Source organism: Halopseudomonas sp. L-58 (genome assembly GCF_056859475.1).
On record NZ_JBSXON010000050.1, the window covers coordinates 20,621 to 37,736 of the forward strand.

Genomic DNA, 17,116 nt, shown 5'->3' on the forward strand with positions numbered 1-17,116 from the left:
GCGGGCACGGCATGCCGTGCCCTTGCCCAATTCGATCCCGCTGCGCCCTGACCTCAGGGGGCACCGGCGAGCCAATCCATCCGCCAGCTGCCGCCACCGGCCTGCGCCAGTTCGCGGCTGAGCCACGGCAGCACCTGTTCCAGCTCCTCCCAGATCGGCCACGGCGGATTGATCAGCATCATGCCGGAACCGTTCAGGCCCAGCTGGTTGTCGACCGGACGCACATTCAACTCGACTCGCAACGCCTTGGGCGCGCCGCTGTCCGCGATACCCTGATAGAAGTCCTTGAGCAGACGCTGATCCTTGATCGGATACCAGATCGCAATGACCGTTTGCCGCATGCGACTGATCGCCTGCGCGACACCGGCAACGCAGCGCTCCAGGTCGTCGGTCTTCTCGAACGGTGGGTCCAGCAACCAGAGCGCGCGTTTCTCCGGCACCGGCAAAAAGGCTTTGGGCAATTCGTACCCGTTGCGCTGATGTACCGCGATATCCGGCTGTCCGGCGAAGTGTGCACGCAGGGTTTCCGCGTCCTCCGGGTGCAGCTCGCTGACGATCATACGGTCCTGCTCGCGCAGCAGTTCGGCCATGATCTGCGGTGAACCCGGATACCAGCGCAGCGCGCCATCGGGGTTGTGGCGGGCGACTGCGTCGCGGTAATCAGCCAGCCACAGCGGCAGATCGTCACGCTGCCAAAGCCGGCCAATGCCGTCGACGTACTCGCCGGTCTTGCCCGCGGCCTCGCCCTGCAGATCGTACAGCGCCGTACCCGCATGGCTATCGAAACAGCACAGCGGCGTCTCCTTGCGCTGCATCAGCTCCAGTAGGCGGCGCAGCAGCGCATGTTTCAGGACATCGGCATGATTGCCGGCGTGATAACTGTGGCGGTAGTTCATGGGCAGTCCCGCGGAGATACGTGAGCGAAAGCGCGCATTCTAGCAGGCATCGCCAGCACAGCGCCGAGCATCCGCTGTCAACGCCAGATCAGCTTTGCTGACTGTTCGGCGTCACCCGTAACACTTCCTCGATCGTAGTCAGCCCGGCGCCGACCTTCTGCGCGCCGGACAGGCGCAAACTGTGCATCCCTTCCTTGTAGGCCTGACGCCGCAGCTGCGCGATGTCGGTGTCGTTATGTATCAGCGCCTTGATGCCATCGCTCAGCATCATCAGCTCATACACACCCGCGCGGCCGCGATAGCCGGTCTCCCGGCATTCCAGGCAGCCCGCAGCGGCGTGCGAACGGGTCGGCAGCGGTGCATTCCACGGCTGGGTCAGATCCGCCCAGGCCTCCTCGTCCACCGATGTCGGGGCCTTGCAGTGCGGGCACAGCGTGCGCACCAGCCGCTGGGCCATCACGCCCAGCACTGTAGCCTTGATCAGATAGGGCGCAACGCCCAGTTCAATCAAGCGGCTAACCGCGCTGGGGGCGTCGTTGGTGTGCAGGGTCGACAACACCAGGTGGCCGGTCAACGCGGCCTGAATCGCCATCTCGGCGGTCTCCAGGTCTCGAATCTCGCCCACCATGATGATGTCCGGGTCCTGCCGCATCAGCGCGCGCACGCCGCTGGCAAAGTTGAGGTCGATGTTGTGCTGCACCTGCATCTGGTTAAAGCTGTCTTCAACCATCTCGATGGGATCTTCGATGGTGCAGACGTTGACCTGCGGCGTGGCCAGCTGTTTGAGCGTGGTGTACAGAGTGGTGGTCTTGCCGGAGCCGGTCGGCCCGGTGACCAGCACAATACCGTTGGGCTGGCTGACCATCTGCTGCCAGCGGCGCTGATCCTCAGCGGAAAAGCCCAGCTGATCAAAACTGCGCAGCAGCACATCCGGATCGAAGATCCGCATCACCATTTTTTCGCCAAAGGCGGTCGGCAGGGTCGAGAGCCGCAGCTCGACTTCATTGCCCTTCGGCGCCCGGGTCTTGATCCGGCCGTCCTGCGGCTTGCGCTTCTCCGCCACATTCATCCGGCCAAGGGTTTTCAGCCGGCTGACCACCGCCATGGTGACCTGAATCGGAAATTGATAAACGGTGTGCAGCACGCCATCGATACGCAGACGCACGCAACCGGAATCGCGCCGCGGCTCGATATGAATATCGCTGGCACGCTGCTCGAAGGCGTACTGGAACAGCCAGTCGACGATGTTGACCACATGGGCATCGTTGGCGTCCGGCTCCTGACTCATGCTGCCCAGGTTAAGCAGCTGCTCGAAGTTGCCGACACCGCTGGCCTTCTGATCGGTCGCATTGGCGCCGGTCACGGAGCGAGCGAGTCGATAGAACTCCACCGAATAGCGCTGCAGGTCTTCCGGATTGGCAATGACCCGGCGGATATCGCGCTTGAGCACATGCCGCAGGTTGTCTTCCCAGCTCTGGACAAAGGGCTGGGCACTGGCAATGGTGACCTCCCGATCATTCACTTCCACCGCCAGAATCCGGTGACGCTGGGCGAACGCAAAGGACATCAGTGGTGTCACCGCCGACACGTTGATCTTCAGCGGATCAATGCGATACCAGGGCTGGTCGCTCTCGCTGGCCAGCCAGCGACTGAGGCTGTCCAGGTCCAGCTTTTTTCCGGGTCGCGCCAGGTCATCGACGTTCTGACCGGCGATAAATTCCAGCGGATGCAACTTAGCGGTATCACCTACGGCCGCCCGGCGCAGCGTAACCAGGTGGTCGGCGCTGTCCTGACTGATACGCCCCTGCGCGACCAGCGCGTTAAGAAAATCACCCAGATCCAGCGGCCGATCAGTACCCGGTATTGCCAGATCCGCCAACCTATTCATACCCTGCTCCCCTACCCGTCCGTTCGCTTGTTTCACGGCTGCGATCCGGCAGCCGCCTTTCAGCCAGCTGTCAGTTGTTCAGTTCACGCCAGGCGTTGAGTCTGCGCAGGCGCACACCCTGTTTGCGCAGCGCGGCCAACAGCAGGTCACGCTGCTCGTCAGCGACCTGCGGATACTGTTCAAGCAGCGCCTGCAGCTTGTTCAGCTCACCGAACAGGCGGTCCGGTTCGGATACATCGAGCCACTGCCGAAACTGGGCCAGCAACATGTGCAGACGGCCCAGCCGAGGCAGTTGATCCAGCCACTCGCTAGCCATATGCTCGGAGTCGTTATTGTGCGGCACACGCAGCTCCTGGATTTCCTTACCGACCGCTGCCAGCAGCCAACGCTCCAGCGCCAGGCCTGCCACCCGATCACCGCGCGGCGGGCGATCCTGCGTCCAGCTGCGTTGCTGCAGCCAGAGCGCCAGCTCAACGAACAGGGCGCCCCAGCCCGGTTGCTCGAGCTGACGATCAAACTCGGCTTCCGCCGCACGGCGAGCCGCTTCACCTTCGGCATCATCGGCCCAGCCCGCCAGTACCAGCGGCTGAAACAGGGCCAACAGGGCATCCAGCGGGCCGACAAAGGGGCTTGCAGCAGAGCGCGGCAACGCAAGATCGAACACGGCAAAGGCCGCACGCAGTTGTGCCAGCGCATCGGTCAGCTCACGGAACAGCTTCCACTGACGGGCATGGCGATACTGTTCCGCCAGACGCTGAACGCGGCCCAGCAACTGACTGAAAAGCTCGGCGATAACCTCGTCGACGACGGTATCCGCCTGCCAGCGCGGCGGCTCCAGCCGCAGACTGAAACTGCGCGCGTCAAACAGCCGATAACCACGCTCGGCCTTGCTGATATCACATGGCATCAGAGGCAGTTCGCGGGCCAGCGCATGTGCCAGCTCCAGCAGTGCAACCGCCGGCCCCTGACGCACCTCCAGCTCCAGCTCGCTGATCGGCTCGCTGCCGCTGTCGGTTCGCACCTCGCCTTCGTCCAGCGCCGCCTCGACCTCGACCCTCTCGCCATCGCGCTCCCAGCAAAGCTGCGCGCGGGTACGCTGAAAATCGGTGGTAAACACCGGCTGCAGGCTGGTCTTGTCCAGCTCGGCCAACTCGGCCGGCCAGCAGCTGTCGTCCAGCAGACCCAGATCCAGCTCACCTTTCTTGAGATACCAGTCCCACTCGTTGCGCTCGGAAAGACCTGCGACACTTTGTCCCCGGCTCTTGAGCGTCTGGATAAAGGTGTCGCCATCGCGGCGCAACCGCAGCGCCACCCTGGCGGCGGCGAGATCACGGTTGGCTGTATCAAAGTACTGGTTGTACAGCGGGCCGCTTTGCCAGTCGCCCTGACGGCGCTCATTGAGCAACGGATGGGCGCGCAGCGCTGCCAGGACATCGGCACTGGCGCGCAGCTTGATTTCGGTTTCTTTGACCATGGGACATTCTCGGCAACACCGTCGGCAGTCGATGCCAACGATGAAAAGTGTTCAATTGTTTTCAATTTGATGACGGCTGCAAGCTCAACACCTATACTTTGCGGCCTCAATTCCAGCGGGAGGCGTCATGCCACACAATCCGTTCCTCACTCTGTTCGGTCGTTCACCGATCGGCCCAATGCAGCAGCACATTGCCAAGGCCCACGAATGCGCGGCCCAGTTGCTGCCCTTCATCGACGCACTGCAGGCCGAGGACTGGACCGAAGCAGAGCGCCTGCAAAAGCAGGTGGCCCAGCTTGAACGCGAAGCGGACAAACTGAAGAAGGATGTCCGTGTTCACCTGCCCAAGAGCCTGTTCCTGCCCGTACCGCGCTCCGATCTGCTGGAGCTGCTCAGTGTACAGGACAAAGTCGCCAACCGTGCCAAGGATATCGCCGGCCTGATGTTCGGCCGCCGTATGGTGATTCCGCCAAGCCTGTTCCCCGACTTCCGCGCGTTTGTACAACGCTCGATCGATGCCGCGGCTCAGGCACTGAAGGCCATGAACGAGCTGGACGAGCTGCTGGAAACCGGATTTGCCGGCCGCGAGGTCACCCTGGTCGAGCGTCTGATCGAGGAACTGGACCGCATCGAGCATGACACCGACAACATGCAGATCGGTCTGCGTGCGCAGCTGTTCAAGCTCGAGAAGGACTGGCCACCGGTTGATGTGATGTTTCTGTACCAGATCATTGAATGGATTGGTGATGTCGCCGACCGCGCCCAGCGCGTCGGTAACCGCCTGGAACTGCTGATGGCCCGCTAGGAAGCGACCGAACGGCCAGCAGCACCATGACGGACTTTCCGCCCTGACGGAAAGCCGCCAGCCCATGCACCCGTTTTAGAGTATTAGAGATATGACCCTGATTGCAGAGTACGGCTCCATCCTGCTGATCCTTGCCTGTCTTTTCGGCTTCTTCATGGCCTGGGGTGTCGGCGCCAACGATGTTGCCAATGCCATGGGTACTTCGGTCGGCTCCCGCGCGCTGACCATCAAGCAGGCAATCTTCATTGCCATCGTCTTCGAGTTTCTCGGCGCCTACCTGGCCGGCGGATCGGTAACCCAAACCATCCGTAGCGGCATCATTGATGCAGAGGCGATCAGCCCCGATCAGATGGTGTTCGGCATGATGGCTTCACTGCTGGCCGCCGGCACCTGGCTGCTGGTCGCCTCGATCAAGGGCTGGCCGGTATCGACCACCCACTCGATCATTGGCGCAGTCATCGGTTTTGGTGCCGTCGGCGTCTCGATGGAAGCCGTGCACTGGGAAGGCGTCACTCCGATCGTCGCCAGCTGGGTAATCTCGCCGCTACTGTCAGGCATCGTTGCCTTCATGATCTTCATCAGCGTGCACCGGCTGATTCTCGATACCGAAAACCCCTTCAGCAACGCCAAGCGCTACGTTCCCTTCTATATGTTTGCGGTTGGCTTTGTCGTCACCATCCTGACCCTGACCAAGGGCCTCAAGCACATCGGCCTCAACCTCAGCGGCTGGCAAAGCCTTGGGCTGGCCGTGATTGCCGGCATACTGGTTGCCGGGCTGGGTGTGACCCTGCTGAGCCGCATCAAGGCCGACCCGGAAGCGGACAAAACCTTCCACTTCGCCAGTGTGGAAAAGGTGTTTGCGGTATTAATGATCTTCACCGCCTGCGCCATGGCCTTCGCCCACGGTTCCAATGACGTCGCCAATGCCGTCGGCCCGCTGGCCGCCATCGTTGGAGTACTGCACTCCGGCGGCGAAGTGGCGAGCAAGTCGCTGGTACCCGGCTGGGTTCTGCTGCTTGGCGCAATCGGTATCGTTGTTGGTCTGGCTACCTATGGCTACCGCGTCATCGCCACCATCGGCAAACACATTACTGAACTGACGCCGAGCCGCGGCTTTGCAGCCGAACTCGCTACTGCCACCACGGTCGTCGGAGCGTCTAGCATCGGCCTGCCGATCTCTACCACCCACACCCTGGTAGGGGCGGTCCTCGGGGTCGGCCTAGCCCGCGGCATTGGCGCGCTGAACCTGCGCGTGATCGGCACCATCTTCAGCTCCTGGGTCGTTACCCTGCCAGCCGGCGCCATTCTCTCCATCATCTATTTCTATATCCTCACCGGGATTTTCAGCTGACTATCCGCCAGCGGCGGCGTAAGCTGAAGCAACACGTGCGTCGGGTGTTCTGACAGGCAGAACACCCGCCTCAACCGGAGTTGCCCATGCCCTTGCCGCCACTGAAGGATCAGTTCGACGCCCTGCTGAGGCTCCCTTCGATCAGCTGCACCCAGGCAGACCTGGATCAGAGCAATCTACCCGTAGTAGAACTGCTGGCCAGTTGGCTGAACGATCTGGGTTTTGAATGCCGCATCCTGCCGATTGCCAATCAGCCCGGCAAGGCCAACCTGCTCGCCAGTTTTGGCAGCGGCCCCGGCGGCCTGGTCATGGCCGGCCATACCGACACCGTTCCCTGCAATCCGGAGCGCTGGCAGCACGATCCCTTCGCCCTGACCGAAGCAAACAACCGCTGGTATGGACTGGGCAGCTGCGACATGAAGGGCTTCTTCCCGCTGATCATCGAAGCGGTGCGCAGCTACCTGAACCAGCCGTTCAAACACCCGCTGATCATCCTCGCCACTGCCGACGAGGAAAGCTCGATGAGCGGCGCCCGGGCACTGGTGGCAGCCGACTTTAGCCAGGCACGCCACGCGATCATCGGCGAGCCCACCGGCATGCGGCCAATTCGCCTGCACAAGGGCATCATGATGGAGCGCATCGACATCATCGGGCAGGCTGGTCACTCGTCCGACCCGGGCCTTGGCCACAATGCCATGGAGGCCATGCATGCCGTCATCAGCGACCTGCTGCAATTGCGCGGTAGCTGGCAAAAACGCTGGAGCAACCCGCTGTTCGGCGTGCCCACCCCGACACTGAATCTGGGCTGCATTCATGGCGGTGACAATCCGAACCGGATCTGTGCCAAGTGCGCGCTGGAGTTCGATATCCGCCCGCTACCCGGCATGAACGGCGACGAACTGCGCGCGGCGATCCGCGAACGGCTTTTGCCGATCGCCACCGAACACCAGGTACAGATCGACTATAAGCCGCTGTTTCCCGGCGTGCCGGCCTTCGAAACCCCCGCTGATGCGCCGATCGTCCGGGCCTGCGAAGAGCTGACCGGGCAAAGCGCCGGTGCTGTCGCCTTCGCCACCGAGGGGCCATATCTCAACCAGCTCGGTATGCAGACACTGATTCTGGGGCCCGGGGATATCGATCAGGCGCACCAGCCGGACGAGTTTCTCGCCCTGGACCGCCTGCAGCCCACCATCGATCTGCTGCAAGGGCTGATCCGACGCTTTTGCCTGCAGTAACAGGGCTGCTTGAAGCCTCACCCGCAAACCCCTTTAATAGCTCTTTTGTCTGGAACACCGCGCATGCTCGACTACGTCAACTGGTTCCGTCACTCGACGCCCTACATCAACCAGCACCGGGACTGCACCTTCGTGCTGCTGCTGCCGGGCGAAGCCATGATCCACGCCAACTTCAACAACATCATCCACGACATCATGCTGCTCAACAGCCTTGGCGTGCGTCTGGTGCTGGTGCATGGTTCACGCCCGCAGATTGAGGAACGACTGGCCCTGCGCGGCATTCGCTCGCAGTATCACAATGACCTGCGTGTTACCGACATTGATACCCTCAGCTGCGTGATTGATGCTGTCGGCAGTCTGCGCATCGCCATAGAAGCGCGCCTGTGCGCCCAGCAATCGGGTAGCCGGTTGCGGGTGGTCAGCGGCAATCTGGTTACCGCCAAGCCCATTGGCGTGGTAGACGGGGTCGACTTCCACCATACCGGCGAAGTGCGCAGGATCGATCGCAAGGCCATCACCCGCCATCTCGACGAGCAAAATATCGTGCTGCTCTCCAGCCTTGGTTACTCACCAACCGGCGAGGCATTCAATCTGGCCTGCGAAGATGTCGCCACCAGCGTGGCCGTTGCCTTGGGCGCCGACAAGCTGATTCTGTTTGGCGAGGATACCGGCATCCGGGACGAGGATGGCGAACTGCTGCGTGAACTGAAGCCCACCCGCGCAGCGCCACTGCTGGCCAAGCTCGGCAACAGCCAGCCCGGCACCCTGCTGCAGGCGGCCTGCAAGGCCTGTAACGCCGGTCTGCGGCGTAGCCATATTGTCAGTTTTGCCGAGGACGGCGCTCTGCTGACCGAGCTGTTCACCCGTGACGGCGGCGGCACACTGGTCAGTCAGGAAGCCTTTGAACAGATTCGCGGCGCCAGCATCGACGATGTCGGCGGGCTGCTGGAGCTGCTGCGCCCGCTGGAAGAGGCCGGTATTCTGGTGCGCCGTTCACGCGAAGTCTTGGAGACCGAAATCGGCCAGTTCACCCTGATCGAACGGGACGGTCGCATTATCGGCTGCGCCGCGCTGTACCCGCTGGAAGGCTCCAGCGCTGCAGAACTGGCCTGTGTCGCGATCGACCCGGCCTACCGCCAGGGCGGCCGGGGCGATCAGCTGCTGCAACACATTGAGCGTCAGGCACGCAGCCTGAAGATCGATACCCTGTTCGTGCTGACGACCCGTACAGCTCACTGGTTCCGCGAACGCGGCTTCGAACCAAGCAGCGTAGAGCGGCTGCCTGCCAAACGGGCGGCACTGTACAACTTGCAGCGCAACTCAAAGGTATTTGAAAAAAAGCTATAAGAAAATAACTTTTTATTCCTTCTAGAGCCTAAATATTTCACTTATGTTACGGCGTCGCCTGAACAGCGATGCCGCAACTTCTGTTCCGCCCGAGCCCTGAAGCCTACCTCCAGAGTGCAAATGCCGACAGCCCAAGCGCGGCACGCCCACTCTACTTCGGAGCTTCCAATGAAACACCACACCCTTGCCAGCGCCATCGCCGCAAGCCTTTTCGGCCTGTCCCACCCTGCCGCCGCCAGCGCGCTGATCGAAAACAGCAAGGCCACCCTGGATACCCGCAATTTCTATTTCAACCAGGACAACCGCAGCGGCGACGCCGCTCCGTCCTATGGTGAGGAATGGGGCCAGGGTTTTGTCCTCAACTTCCAATCGGGCTACACCGAGGGGGCTGTCGGCCTCGGCTTTGATGCGATAGCGCAGCTGGGCATTCGCCTGGACTCGGGCGGACGCACCAGCAAGGCCGACCGCAGCCGCAACCCCGGCAATCTGTTCCCGCTCGACAGCAATGGCCGCGCCGCAGACGAGTTCAGCCGCATCGATTTTGCCGCCAAGGCGCGCATCGCCAACACTGAACTGCGCTATGGTGCACTGCAGCCCAAGCTGCCGGTTCTGACGTACAACGACGGTCGCCTGCTGCCGCAAACCTTCCGCGGCGCACAGATAAGTTCCGGCGATATCGACAAACTCAAGCTGACCGTCGGCGAGATTCGTCAGGCCAGCGGCCGCGCGTCCAGTGACTACGATGACCTGCGCATTGCCGGCGGTAGCGAACGGGTCGACCGCTTCCGCTACGCCGGCGGCGACTACGCCCTGACCGAGAACCTGACCACGTCCTACTACTTCGCCGAGCTGAAGGACTACTATCGCCAGCACTACCTCGGAGCAGTGCATAACCTCGCCTTGGGCGACGGCAAGCTGACCACCGACCTGCGCTACTTCGACAGCAATGCCCACGGCGCCAACGACGACCGGCGTGCGGGCTACGGCGCCAGCGGTTTCAACAACAACGGTGAAGTTGACAACCAGGCGGCCAGTGCGCTGTTCACTTTCAGCCAGAGCGGCCACAGCCTGGGCCTGGGCTACCAGCACCTGAGCGGCAACAGCAACTTCCCGTTCATCAACAACGGTGACGGCGCTACTGCGTACCTGATCACCGACTCGCAGATCGGCAAGTTCCAGCGTGCCGGTGAACGTACCTGGCTGGCACGCTACGGTTACGACTTTGCCGCCGCCGGCGTGCCCGGCCTGAAGGCGACCGCCAGCTACCTGCGCGGCACCGATGTGGACAGCGCCGTTGCCGGGGCTGACAGCGAATGGGAACGCGACCTGCGTGTGGATTACAAGGTGCAGAGTGGCTACCTGAAAGACCTTGGCATCTCCCTGCGCCACGCCAGCCTGCGCAGCGAAGTCGCCGGCCAGCGCGATGTCGACGAGGTACGCGCCATCCTCAGCTACAGCTTCGTACTGCGGTAACGCCAGAGGTGGGCCGGAACACCGTCTCCGGCCCACCTCCGAGAACAAGACAGGTCGTATCAGACCTCGGGAGTCCAGTAGTCACAGCGATGCACGCTGCGAAACACCGAACGGGAAAGAGGCTGTACCTCAGGCGTCTCGAACGAGACCATGCCACCGGCACTATCACCGTAATCCACCCAGTTCAGGTCTTCGTGACCTGGACTACCCGAACGGGCGAAGGTCGTCCAGGCACGGCTCATGATATCGGCCAGGGCAACCTGGTCATCGGTTGCGCCGCGCAGCCTGAAGGAATCGTCAGTACCGAACAAATAGGCCAGTTCCGAGGTGTGGCTAGCGCCCAAGGTCAGCCAACTCGGCGCAACGATGGCCGGCGAGGGTGGTGCGCAAATCGGCTGGTTCTTCCACCTTCGCGCTACCATCAGAAGATGAGCCACCGACACCGGACAGGCAGGCGGCCAGGGAAAAGGACGTTGTCACCACCGCTGTCAGCGCCAGCCGCAAGGCAGGAAAACTCGAAAGCAATGTCTGCACAGGCGTCGTCTCCGTTTACTTTTTTTATCTGCCCGACGGCAACCGCCCACGATTAAACCGGGCTGCCGGAGCGCTTCCTGTTTACCGCAGCGCCAAGCCGATCCAGAGACCGAAAAAGCGCGCTCGATATCAATACAACATCTCGCCGCAATGCTCTGTAACTCAAAAAGACTACATGCCGACGCCCGCGACACGGCTGCATGCCGCCCCGTGAATTGGTATGCTTGCCCGACTGCACTACACCACGAGAATTCCGTCATGCCTGATTACCGCTCGAAAACATCCACCTTCGGCCGCAACATGGCCGGCGCCCGCGCCCTGTGGCGCGCTACCGGCATGAAGGACGAAGACTTCAAGAAGCCGATCATCGCCATCGCCAACTCCTTCACCCAGTTCGTGCCCGGACACGTTCACCTGAAGGATCTGGGCCAGCTGGTCGCACGGGAAATCGAGAAGGCCGGCGGTGTCGCCAAGGAATTCAACACCATCGCAGTCGACGACGGTATCGCCATGGGTCACGACGGCATGCTCTATTCGCTGCCCAGCCGCGAAATCATCGCCGACTCGGTCGAGTACATGGTCAATGCCCACTGCGCCGACGCCATTGTCTGCATCTCCAACTGCGACAAGATCACCCCCGGCATGCTGATGGCTGCCCTGCGCCTGAATATCCCGGTGGTGTTCGTCTCCGGCGGCCCGATGGAAGCCGGCAAGACCAAACTGGCCAGCCACGGTCTGGATCTGGTTGACGCCATGGTCGTCGCTGCCGACGATTCCTGCTCCGACGAGAAGGTCGAAGAGTACGAGCGCAGCGCCTGCCCGACCTGCGGCAGCTGCTCCGGCATGTTTACTGCCAACTCGATGAACTGTCTGACCGAAGCACTGGGGCTGTCACTGCCGGGCAACGGCTCGACGCTGGCCACCCACTCTGACCGCGAGCAGCTGTTCCTGCGCGCAGGTCGTCTGGCGGTCGAGTTGTGCCAGCGCTACTACGGCGAAGGTGACGAGTCGGTTCTGCCGCGCAACGTAGCCAGCTTCAAGGCGTTCGAGAACGCCATGACGCTGGACATCGCCATGGGCGGTTCGACCAACACTATCCTGCACCTGCTGGCTGCCGCCCAGGAAGCCGAAATCGACTTCGACCTGCGCGACATCGACCGCCTGTCGCGCAAGGTACCGCAGTTGTGCAAGGTGGCGCCGAACATTCAGAAATACCACATGGAAGACGTGCACCGCGCTGGCGGCATCTTCTCAATCCTTGGCGAACTGGCCCGTGGTGGCCTGCTGCACACCGACGTGCCGACCGTGCACAGCCCGAGCATGGCCGACGCCATCGCCCAGTGGGACATCACGCAGACCGATGACGAAGCGGTACACACCTTCTTCCGCGCCGGCCCGGCTGGCATTCCGACGCAAACCGCGTTCAGCCAGAGCACCCGCTGGGACAGCCTGGACGATGACCGCGCCGAGGGCTGTATTCGCTCGGTCGAGCACGCCTACTCGCAGGAAGGCGGCCTGGCTGTGCTGTACGGCAACATCGCGCTCGATGGCTGTGTGGTCAAGACCGCAGGTGTAGACGAATCCATCCACGTGTTTGAAGGCAACGCCAAAATCTTCGAGAGCCAGGACAGCGCCGTCAAAGGCATCCTGGCCGACGAAGTGGAGCCGGGTGACATCGTGATCATTCGTTACGAAGGTCCGAAAGGCGGCCCGGGCATGCAGGAAATGCTCTACCCCACCAGCTACCTTAAGTCCAAGGGCCTGGGCAAAGACTGCGCCCTGCTGACAGATGGTCGCTTCTCTGGCGGCACCAGTGGCCTGTCAATCGGCCACGCCTCACCCGAGGCCGCCGCTGGGGGTGCCATCGGCCTGGTTGAGGACGGCGATCGCATTCTGATCGACATCCCCAACCGCAGCATCAACCTGCTGGTGTCGGATGAAGAACTGGCCAAACGCCGCGCCGCGCAGGACGCCAAAGGCTGGAAACCAGCCGCACCACGCCCGCGCAAGGTCAGCACCGCGCTGAAAGCTTACGCCCTGCTGGCTACCAGCGCCGACAAGGGCGCAGTACGCAACAAGGCGCTGCTCGACAACTGATACACCACTCCCTCGCGCGCAGGGGCCCTGCCCCTGCGCCAACTTCCCGCCATAGCAAACAAACAGGCAAAAGCAAAGACAAAAATCCGGCATTACAGGCCATTAGCCATACCGCCTGTCGGAGATTTTGCGCTGTTTGACACGAATGAATGGGCTGTCAAAGCGTGACGGCGTTAACATACAGCAGTGACAAAACCGTGCATGGACGAATAACACCAGCTGACTGGGCCCGCACTCATGGAACGCGCAGCACGCAAGATATTGGTGGTTGAATCAAATCCGGCAAAGCGGGCACACCTGCTCGATCTGTGCCGCGCCCCTTCGGCCGGCCCATTTGATGTCGATATCTGCACCAGCGTACGCGACGCAGCCACCCGTCTGAGTGCCAGCGACTACGACGCCTGCCTCCTGCCCAATGAACCCAGCCTGCTGCAGGACGCCCGCCGAGCCAGCACCGAAACCCTGTTGCTGCTGATCAGCGACGACGACAGCCCCGAGCGTGATAGCGCCGCCATAGACGGCGGTGCGGACGACATCCTGCCGCGGGAAAGCCTCAACGCCGACGCACTCACGCGCGCACTGATCAACGCGGAGCGTCGTCGAAGCAGTGGCGAGAAACTGCACCAGATGGCACGCCAGGATCCGCTGACCGGCCTTGGCAATCGGGCCCTGCTCGAGTCCGAGCTGGACCGCATGATCCTGCGCGGGCAACGCAGCCCGACCGGATTCGCCCTGCTCTATATCGACTTGGACTACTTCAAGCAGATCAACGACACCTTCGGCCATGGCCTGGGTGATCTGCTGCTCGCCGTGATCGCCAACCGGCTGCGCCGAACCATGCGTCAGGATGACCTGATCGCACGGATAGGCGGCGACGAGTTTGTTGCCCTGCTCAACGACCTGCACGACCCGAACGATGCCGCCCTGATCGCCAGCAAGATCATTCATACGCTGAGCGAGCCTATTACCCTCAGCGGTCATCATCTGCTGGTGTCAGCCAGTGTCGGCATTGCCACCTTCCCCGGCCACGGCGCCACCGCTGCCGAACTGCTGCAACACGCCGATCAGGCGCTGTATCGCGCAAAAGCCAACGGTCGTAACGGATATGCCTTTTTCAACCCGCAGCGCGATGCCGAAACCCGCCACAATCTGGACATTGAGCAGGGTCTGCGACACGGGTTGCTCGAGGGCCAGTTCCGCCTTCACTATCAACCCATCGTCGATACCAACCACGGCGATACCGTGGCCTGGGAGGCGCTGCTGCGCTGGCAGCACCCGCAACTCGGCTTGCTGACACCGGATGCCTTCCTCAAGCTGGCCGAGCACAGCGGGCTGATCCTGCCGATGGGCCACTGGGTTATCGGCCAGGCGCTACAGGCGGTAAAACAGTGGCTGGATGCCGGCATACATTGCCGACTGTCGATCAACATCAGCGATCGCGAGCTCAAGCAGCCGCGCTTTGTGGACCAGTTGCGCCAGCTCCTGCTGCGAAGCAAAGTGCCGCCGCACATGATTCAGCTGGAGCTGCGCGAAGACACGCTGCTGCAGCACGCCAGCCAGGCAACGGCACTGTGCACTGCGCTGCACGACCTGGGCGTAGAAATCTGGCTGGATCACTTTGGCTCGGAATACGGTGCGCTGGGCTACCTTAACCGTCTGCCAATCAAGGGCGTAAAGGTCGACTGCCGCGCGCTCAGTGAAAACCCGTCCCCCGAGCAGGGCGAGTACCTGCATAACCTCATCACCCTGTCACGGGGCATGAACAAGCAAGTCGCGGCCAACTATGTCGAGGACGCGCGCGTTGCCGACCAGCTCTCGCGCTGGGGCGGCAACCTGCTTCAGGGATACTGGATCGGCAAACCGCGGCCCCTCGAGGAACTGATCGGGCAGGCCGCGTCATCGCCTGTCCTCAACTGACCCTCAGCGCCGGCGCTCAAGCACCTGGTAGGCGTGGGCGGGGTAGCCGTCACCGGCAGCCACTGCCCGCTCACTGACCAACAGCCACTGGGCAGCATCCAGTTCCGGGAACCATGCATCCCCGTCCGGCGCCGATTCAATACGGGTCAGATACAACCGGTCGGCATCTTCCAGGCACTGGCGATACAAGGTCTCGCCACCAATCACCATCACCTCGTCGACGCCATCAATCGCCGCTTGCTGCTCGGCGAAGTCGAGTGCAGCTTCTATGGAGTCGAACACCTCGGCACCCGGCAGCTGCAGGCCCGACTGGCGGCTAACCACAATATTGGTGCGACCCGGCAGCGCTCGACCCAGCGAGTCAAAGGTCTTGCGGCCCATGATGATCGGCTTGCCCAGGGTGGTCGCCTTGAAGTAACGCAGGTCCTCCGGCAGATGCCAGGGCATGGCGTTATCCAGACCGATCACCCGGTTACTGGCCATGGCGGCAATCATGGCAACTTTGACATCACTCATACCGCCACCGGCGCCTTGATGTGCGGATGCGACTGGTAGCCCACCAGCTCGAAATCCTCGAAACGAAACGCCAGCAGATCGGTCACCTCGGGGTTCAACTTCATGGTCGGGAGCGGCAGCGGCTCGCGGGTCAGCTGCAGATCGGTCTGCTCGATATGGTTGGCGTACAGGTGACAGTCGCCGCCGGTCCAGATGAACTCGCCTGGCTGCAGATCACAGACCTGCGCCACCATCAGTGTCAGCAGCGCGTAGCTGGCGATATTGAACGGTACACCCAGGAAGATATCCGCCGAGCGCTGATACAGCTGGCAACTCAGCTTGCCGTCGGCAACATAGAACTGGAACAGCGCATGACACGGCGGCAGCGCCATCTGATCAACCAGCGCCGGGTTCCAGGCCGACACGATCAGGCGGCGCGAGTCCGGATTGCTCTTGATCATCGCAATCAGCTTGCTGATCTGATCAATGGATTCGCCGTTTGGCGCCGGCCAGCTGCGCCACTGGTAGCCGTACACCGGCCCCAGATCGCCATTCTCGTCAGCCCATTCATCCCAGATCGAGACGCCGTTTTCCTTCAGGTAACGGATATTGGTGTCACCCTGCAGAAACCACAACAGCTCATGGATGATGGACTTGAGATGACATTTTTTGGTCGTCACCAGCGGAAAGCCCTCAGCCAGATCAAAGCGCATCTGGTGGCCGAACACGCTGTAGGTGCCGGTGCCGGTACGATCACTCTTGAAGGTGCCGTTCTCGCGCACGTGGCGCATCAGGTCGAGATACTGTTTCATGCGGTGCGCCCCTCACGCCGGTAGGCCAGCCCCATCAACAGGGCGCCAAGTAAAATCATGGGAATACACAGCAGCTGGCCCATGGTCAGCCACCCGAAAGCAAGATAGCCGAGTTGGGCGTCCGGCACACGGACAAACTCGACGGCAAAACGGAAGCAGCCATAGCAGATGGCAAACAGGCCGCTAACGGCCATGGTCGGGCGCGGCTTGCGCGAGTAGAACCAGAGGATGGTAAACAGCGCGACGCCTTCCAGCGCAAACTGATACAGCTGCGACGGATGGCGCGCCAACTGCTCGGGATCGGTCGGGAAGACCATCGCCCATGGCACGTCGGTCGCCTTGCCCCACAACTCGGCATTGATAAAGTTGCCGATGCGGCCGGCCCCCAGACCGATCGGCACCAGTGGTGCAACGAAATCGACCAGTTCGAAAAAGCGCTTGTTGTGCTTGCGCGAGAACCACAGCAGCGCCAGCAGCACGCCGAGCAAGCCGCCGTGGAACGACATGCCACCCTTCCAGATCTCCAGCACCAGCAGCGGGTTGCTGATATAGGACGCCAGATCGTAAAACAGCACATAACCCAGACGTCCGCCGGCAATCACGCCCAGCGCCACCCAGAACACCAGATCGGACAGCGTCTCCTTGTTCCAGGTCGGGTCAAAATCGGCCAGCCTGCGGCGGGCCAGCCACCAGGCACCGCCGATACCGATCAGGTACATCAGGCCATACCAGTGAATCTTCAGCGGACCAATGGCCAATGCCACCGGATCAATCTGAGGGTAGGTCAACATG

The 17,116-nt window shown here is 61.9% G+C and carries 15 protein-coding genes; 8 read left to right on the forward strand and 7 right to left on the reverse strand.

Going from position 1 to position 17,116, the window contains the following annotated elements; genetic code table 11:
* Positions 1–53: 53 nt before the first annotated feature.
* From AC13EY_RS06240 to AC13EY_RS06250, 3 genes are all read right to left on the reverse strand, one after another.
* Positions 54–896: a 23S rRNA (adenine(2030)-N(6))-methyltransferase RlmJ gene (locus AC13EY_RS06240; RefSeq protein ID WP_474121156.1), complete on the reverse strand. Its 843-nt coding sequence runs from the start codon at positions 894–896 to the stop codon at positions 54–56.
* Between the two features lie 88 nt (positions 897–984).
* Positions 985–2,784, reverse strand: a complete 1,800-nt coding sequence (tfpB, locus tag AC13EY_RS06245; RefSeq protein WP_482877652.1) for a type IV pilus assembly ATPase TfpB — start codon at positions 2,782–2,784, stop codon at positions 985–987.
* A gap of 70 nt (positions 2,785–2,854) precedes the next feature.
* Positions 2,855–4,258, reverse strand: coding sequence for a CYTH domain-containing protein (locus tag AC13EY_RS06250; RefSeq protein WP_464382735.1), 1,404 nt, complete (start codon positions 4,256–4,258; stop codon positions 2,855–2,857).
* A 127-nt stretch (positions 4,259–4,385) separates the two neighbouring features.
* Between AC13EY_RS06250 and AC13EY_RS06255 the strand changes: the two genes are divergently transcribed.
* The 5 genes from AC13EY_RS06255 (at position 4,386) to AC13EY_RS06275 (ending at position 10,469) form a co-directional block, all read left to right on the forward strand.
* A complete protein-coding gene (locus AC13EY_RS06255; protein ID WP_228245417.1) occupies positions 4,386–5,063 on the forward strand; it encodes a TIGR00153 family protein in 678 nt (225 codons plus the stop codon).
* A gap of 91 nt (positions 5,064–5,154) precedes the next feature.
* Positions 5,155–6,414 (forward strand): inorganic phosphate transporter, encoded by a 1,260-nt coding sequence (locus AC13EY_RS06260; protein ID WP_228245418.1) that lies wholly within the window; start codon positions 5,155–5,157, stop codon positions 6,412–6,414.
* Positions 6,415–6,500: 86 nt separating this feature from the next.
* Complete coding sequence (gene argE / locus AC13EY_RS06265) at positions 6,501–7,649, forward strand: acetylornithine deacetylase (RefSeq protein WP_482877655.1); 1,149 nt, start codon at positions 6,501–6,503, stop codon at positions 7,647–7,649.
* Between the two features lie 63 nt (positions 7,650–7,712).
* On the forward strand, positions 7,713–8,996 hold the full coding sequence (gene argA, locus AC13EY_RS06270) for an amino-acid N-acetyltransferase (RefSeq protein ID WP_228245420.1): 1,284 nt from the start codon (positions 7,713–7,715) through the stop codon (positions 8,994–8,996).
* A gap of 168 nt (positions 8,997–9,164) precedes the next feature.
* Complete coding sequence (locus AC13EY_RS06275) at positions 9,165–10,469, forward strand: OprD family porin (protein WP_482877657.1); 1,305 nt, start codon at positions 9,165–9,167, stop codon at positions 10,467–10,469.
* A 59-nt stretch (positions 10,470–10,528) separates the two neighbouring features.
* On the opposite strand, the gene AC13EY_RS06280 is transcribed toward AC13EY_RS06275, so the two are convergent.
* On the reverse strand, positions 10,529–10,891 hold the full coding sequence (locus AC13EY_RS06280) for a carboxylesterase family protein (RefSeq protein WP_482877659.1): 363 nt from the start codon (positions 10,889–10,891) through the stop codon (positions 10,529–10,531).
* On the opposite strand from AC13EY_RS06280, the gene AC13EY_RS06285 reads away from it, so the two are divergent.
* The 3 genes from AC13EY_RS06285 to AC13EY_RS06295 all read left to right on the forward strand — a co-directional run bounded on the left by AC13EY_RS06285 (position 10,852) and on the right by AC13EY_RS06295 (position 15,017).
* Positions 10,852–11,217: a hypothetical protein gene (locus AC13EY_RS06285; protein WP_482877661.1), complete on the forward strand. Its 366-nt coding sequence runs from the start codon at positions 10,852–10,854 to the stop codon at positions 11,215–11,217. The two genes, AC13EY_RS06280 and AC13EY_RS06285, sit on opposite strands and share 40 nt — an antisense overlap.
* 44 nt (positions 11,218–11,261) lie before the next feature.
* The gene (gene ilvD / locus AC13EY_RS06290) at positions 11,262–13,100 is read left to right on the forward strand and encodes a dihydroxy-acid dehydratase (protein WP_482877662.1); all 1,839 of its coding nucleotides are present in this window, start codon (positions 11,262–11,264) and stop codon (positions 13,098–13,100) included.
* Positions 13,101–13,337: 237 nt separating this feature from the next.
* Positions 13,338–15,017 carry a putative bifunctional diguanylate cyclase/phosphodiesterase gene (locus tag AC13EY_RS06295; protein WP_482877664.1) on the forward strand — a complete coding sequence of 560 codons (1,680 nt, stop codon included), beginning with the start codon at positions 13,338–13,340 and terminating at the stop codon, positions 15,015–15,017.
* A gap of 3 nt (positions 15,018–15,020) precedes the next feature.
* Here the strand turns inward: AC13EY_RS06295 and AC13EY_RS06300 are convergent, their stop codons facing one another.
* Genes AC13EY_RS06300 through lgt form a run of 3 tightly spaced genes read right to left on the reverse strand, consistent with a single transcriptional unit; the run spans position 15,021 to position 17,115 of the window.
* Positions 15,021–15,533 carry a dihydrofolate reductase gene (locus tag AC13EY_RS06300; protein WP_269688040.1) on the reverse strand — a complete coding sequence of 171 codons (513 nt, stop codon included), beginning with the start codon at positions 15,531–15,533 and terminating at the stop codon, positions 15,021–15,023.
* Positions 15,530–16,324 (reverse strand): thymidylate synthase, encoded by a 795-nt coding sequence (locus AC13EY_RS06305; protein ID WP_233048993.1) that lies wholly within the window; start codon positions 16,322–16,324, stop codon positions 15,530–15,532. The genes AC13EY_RS06300 and AC13EY_RS06305 overlap by 4 nt, the downstream gene beginning before the upstream one ends.
* Complete coding sequence (gene lgt / locus AC13EY_RS06310) at positions 16,321–17,115, reverse strand: prolipoprotein diacylglyceryl transferase (protein WP_088274555.1); 795 nt, start codon at positions 17,113–17,115, stop codon at positions 16,321–16,323. Before lgt ends, AC13EY_RS06305 begins: the two co-directional genes overlap by 4 nt.
* Position 17,116: the final 1 nt, after the last annotated feature.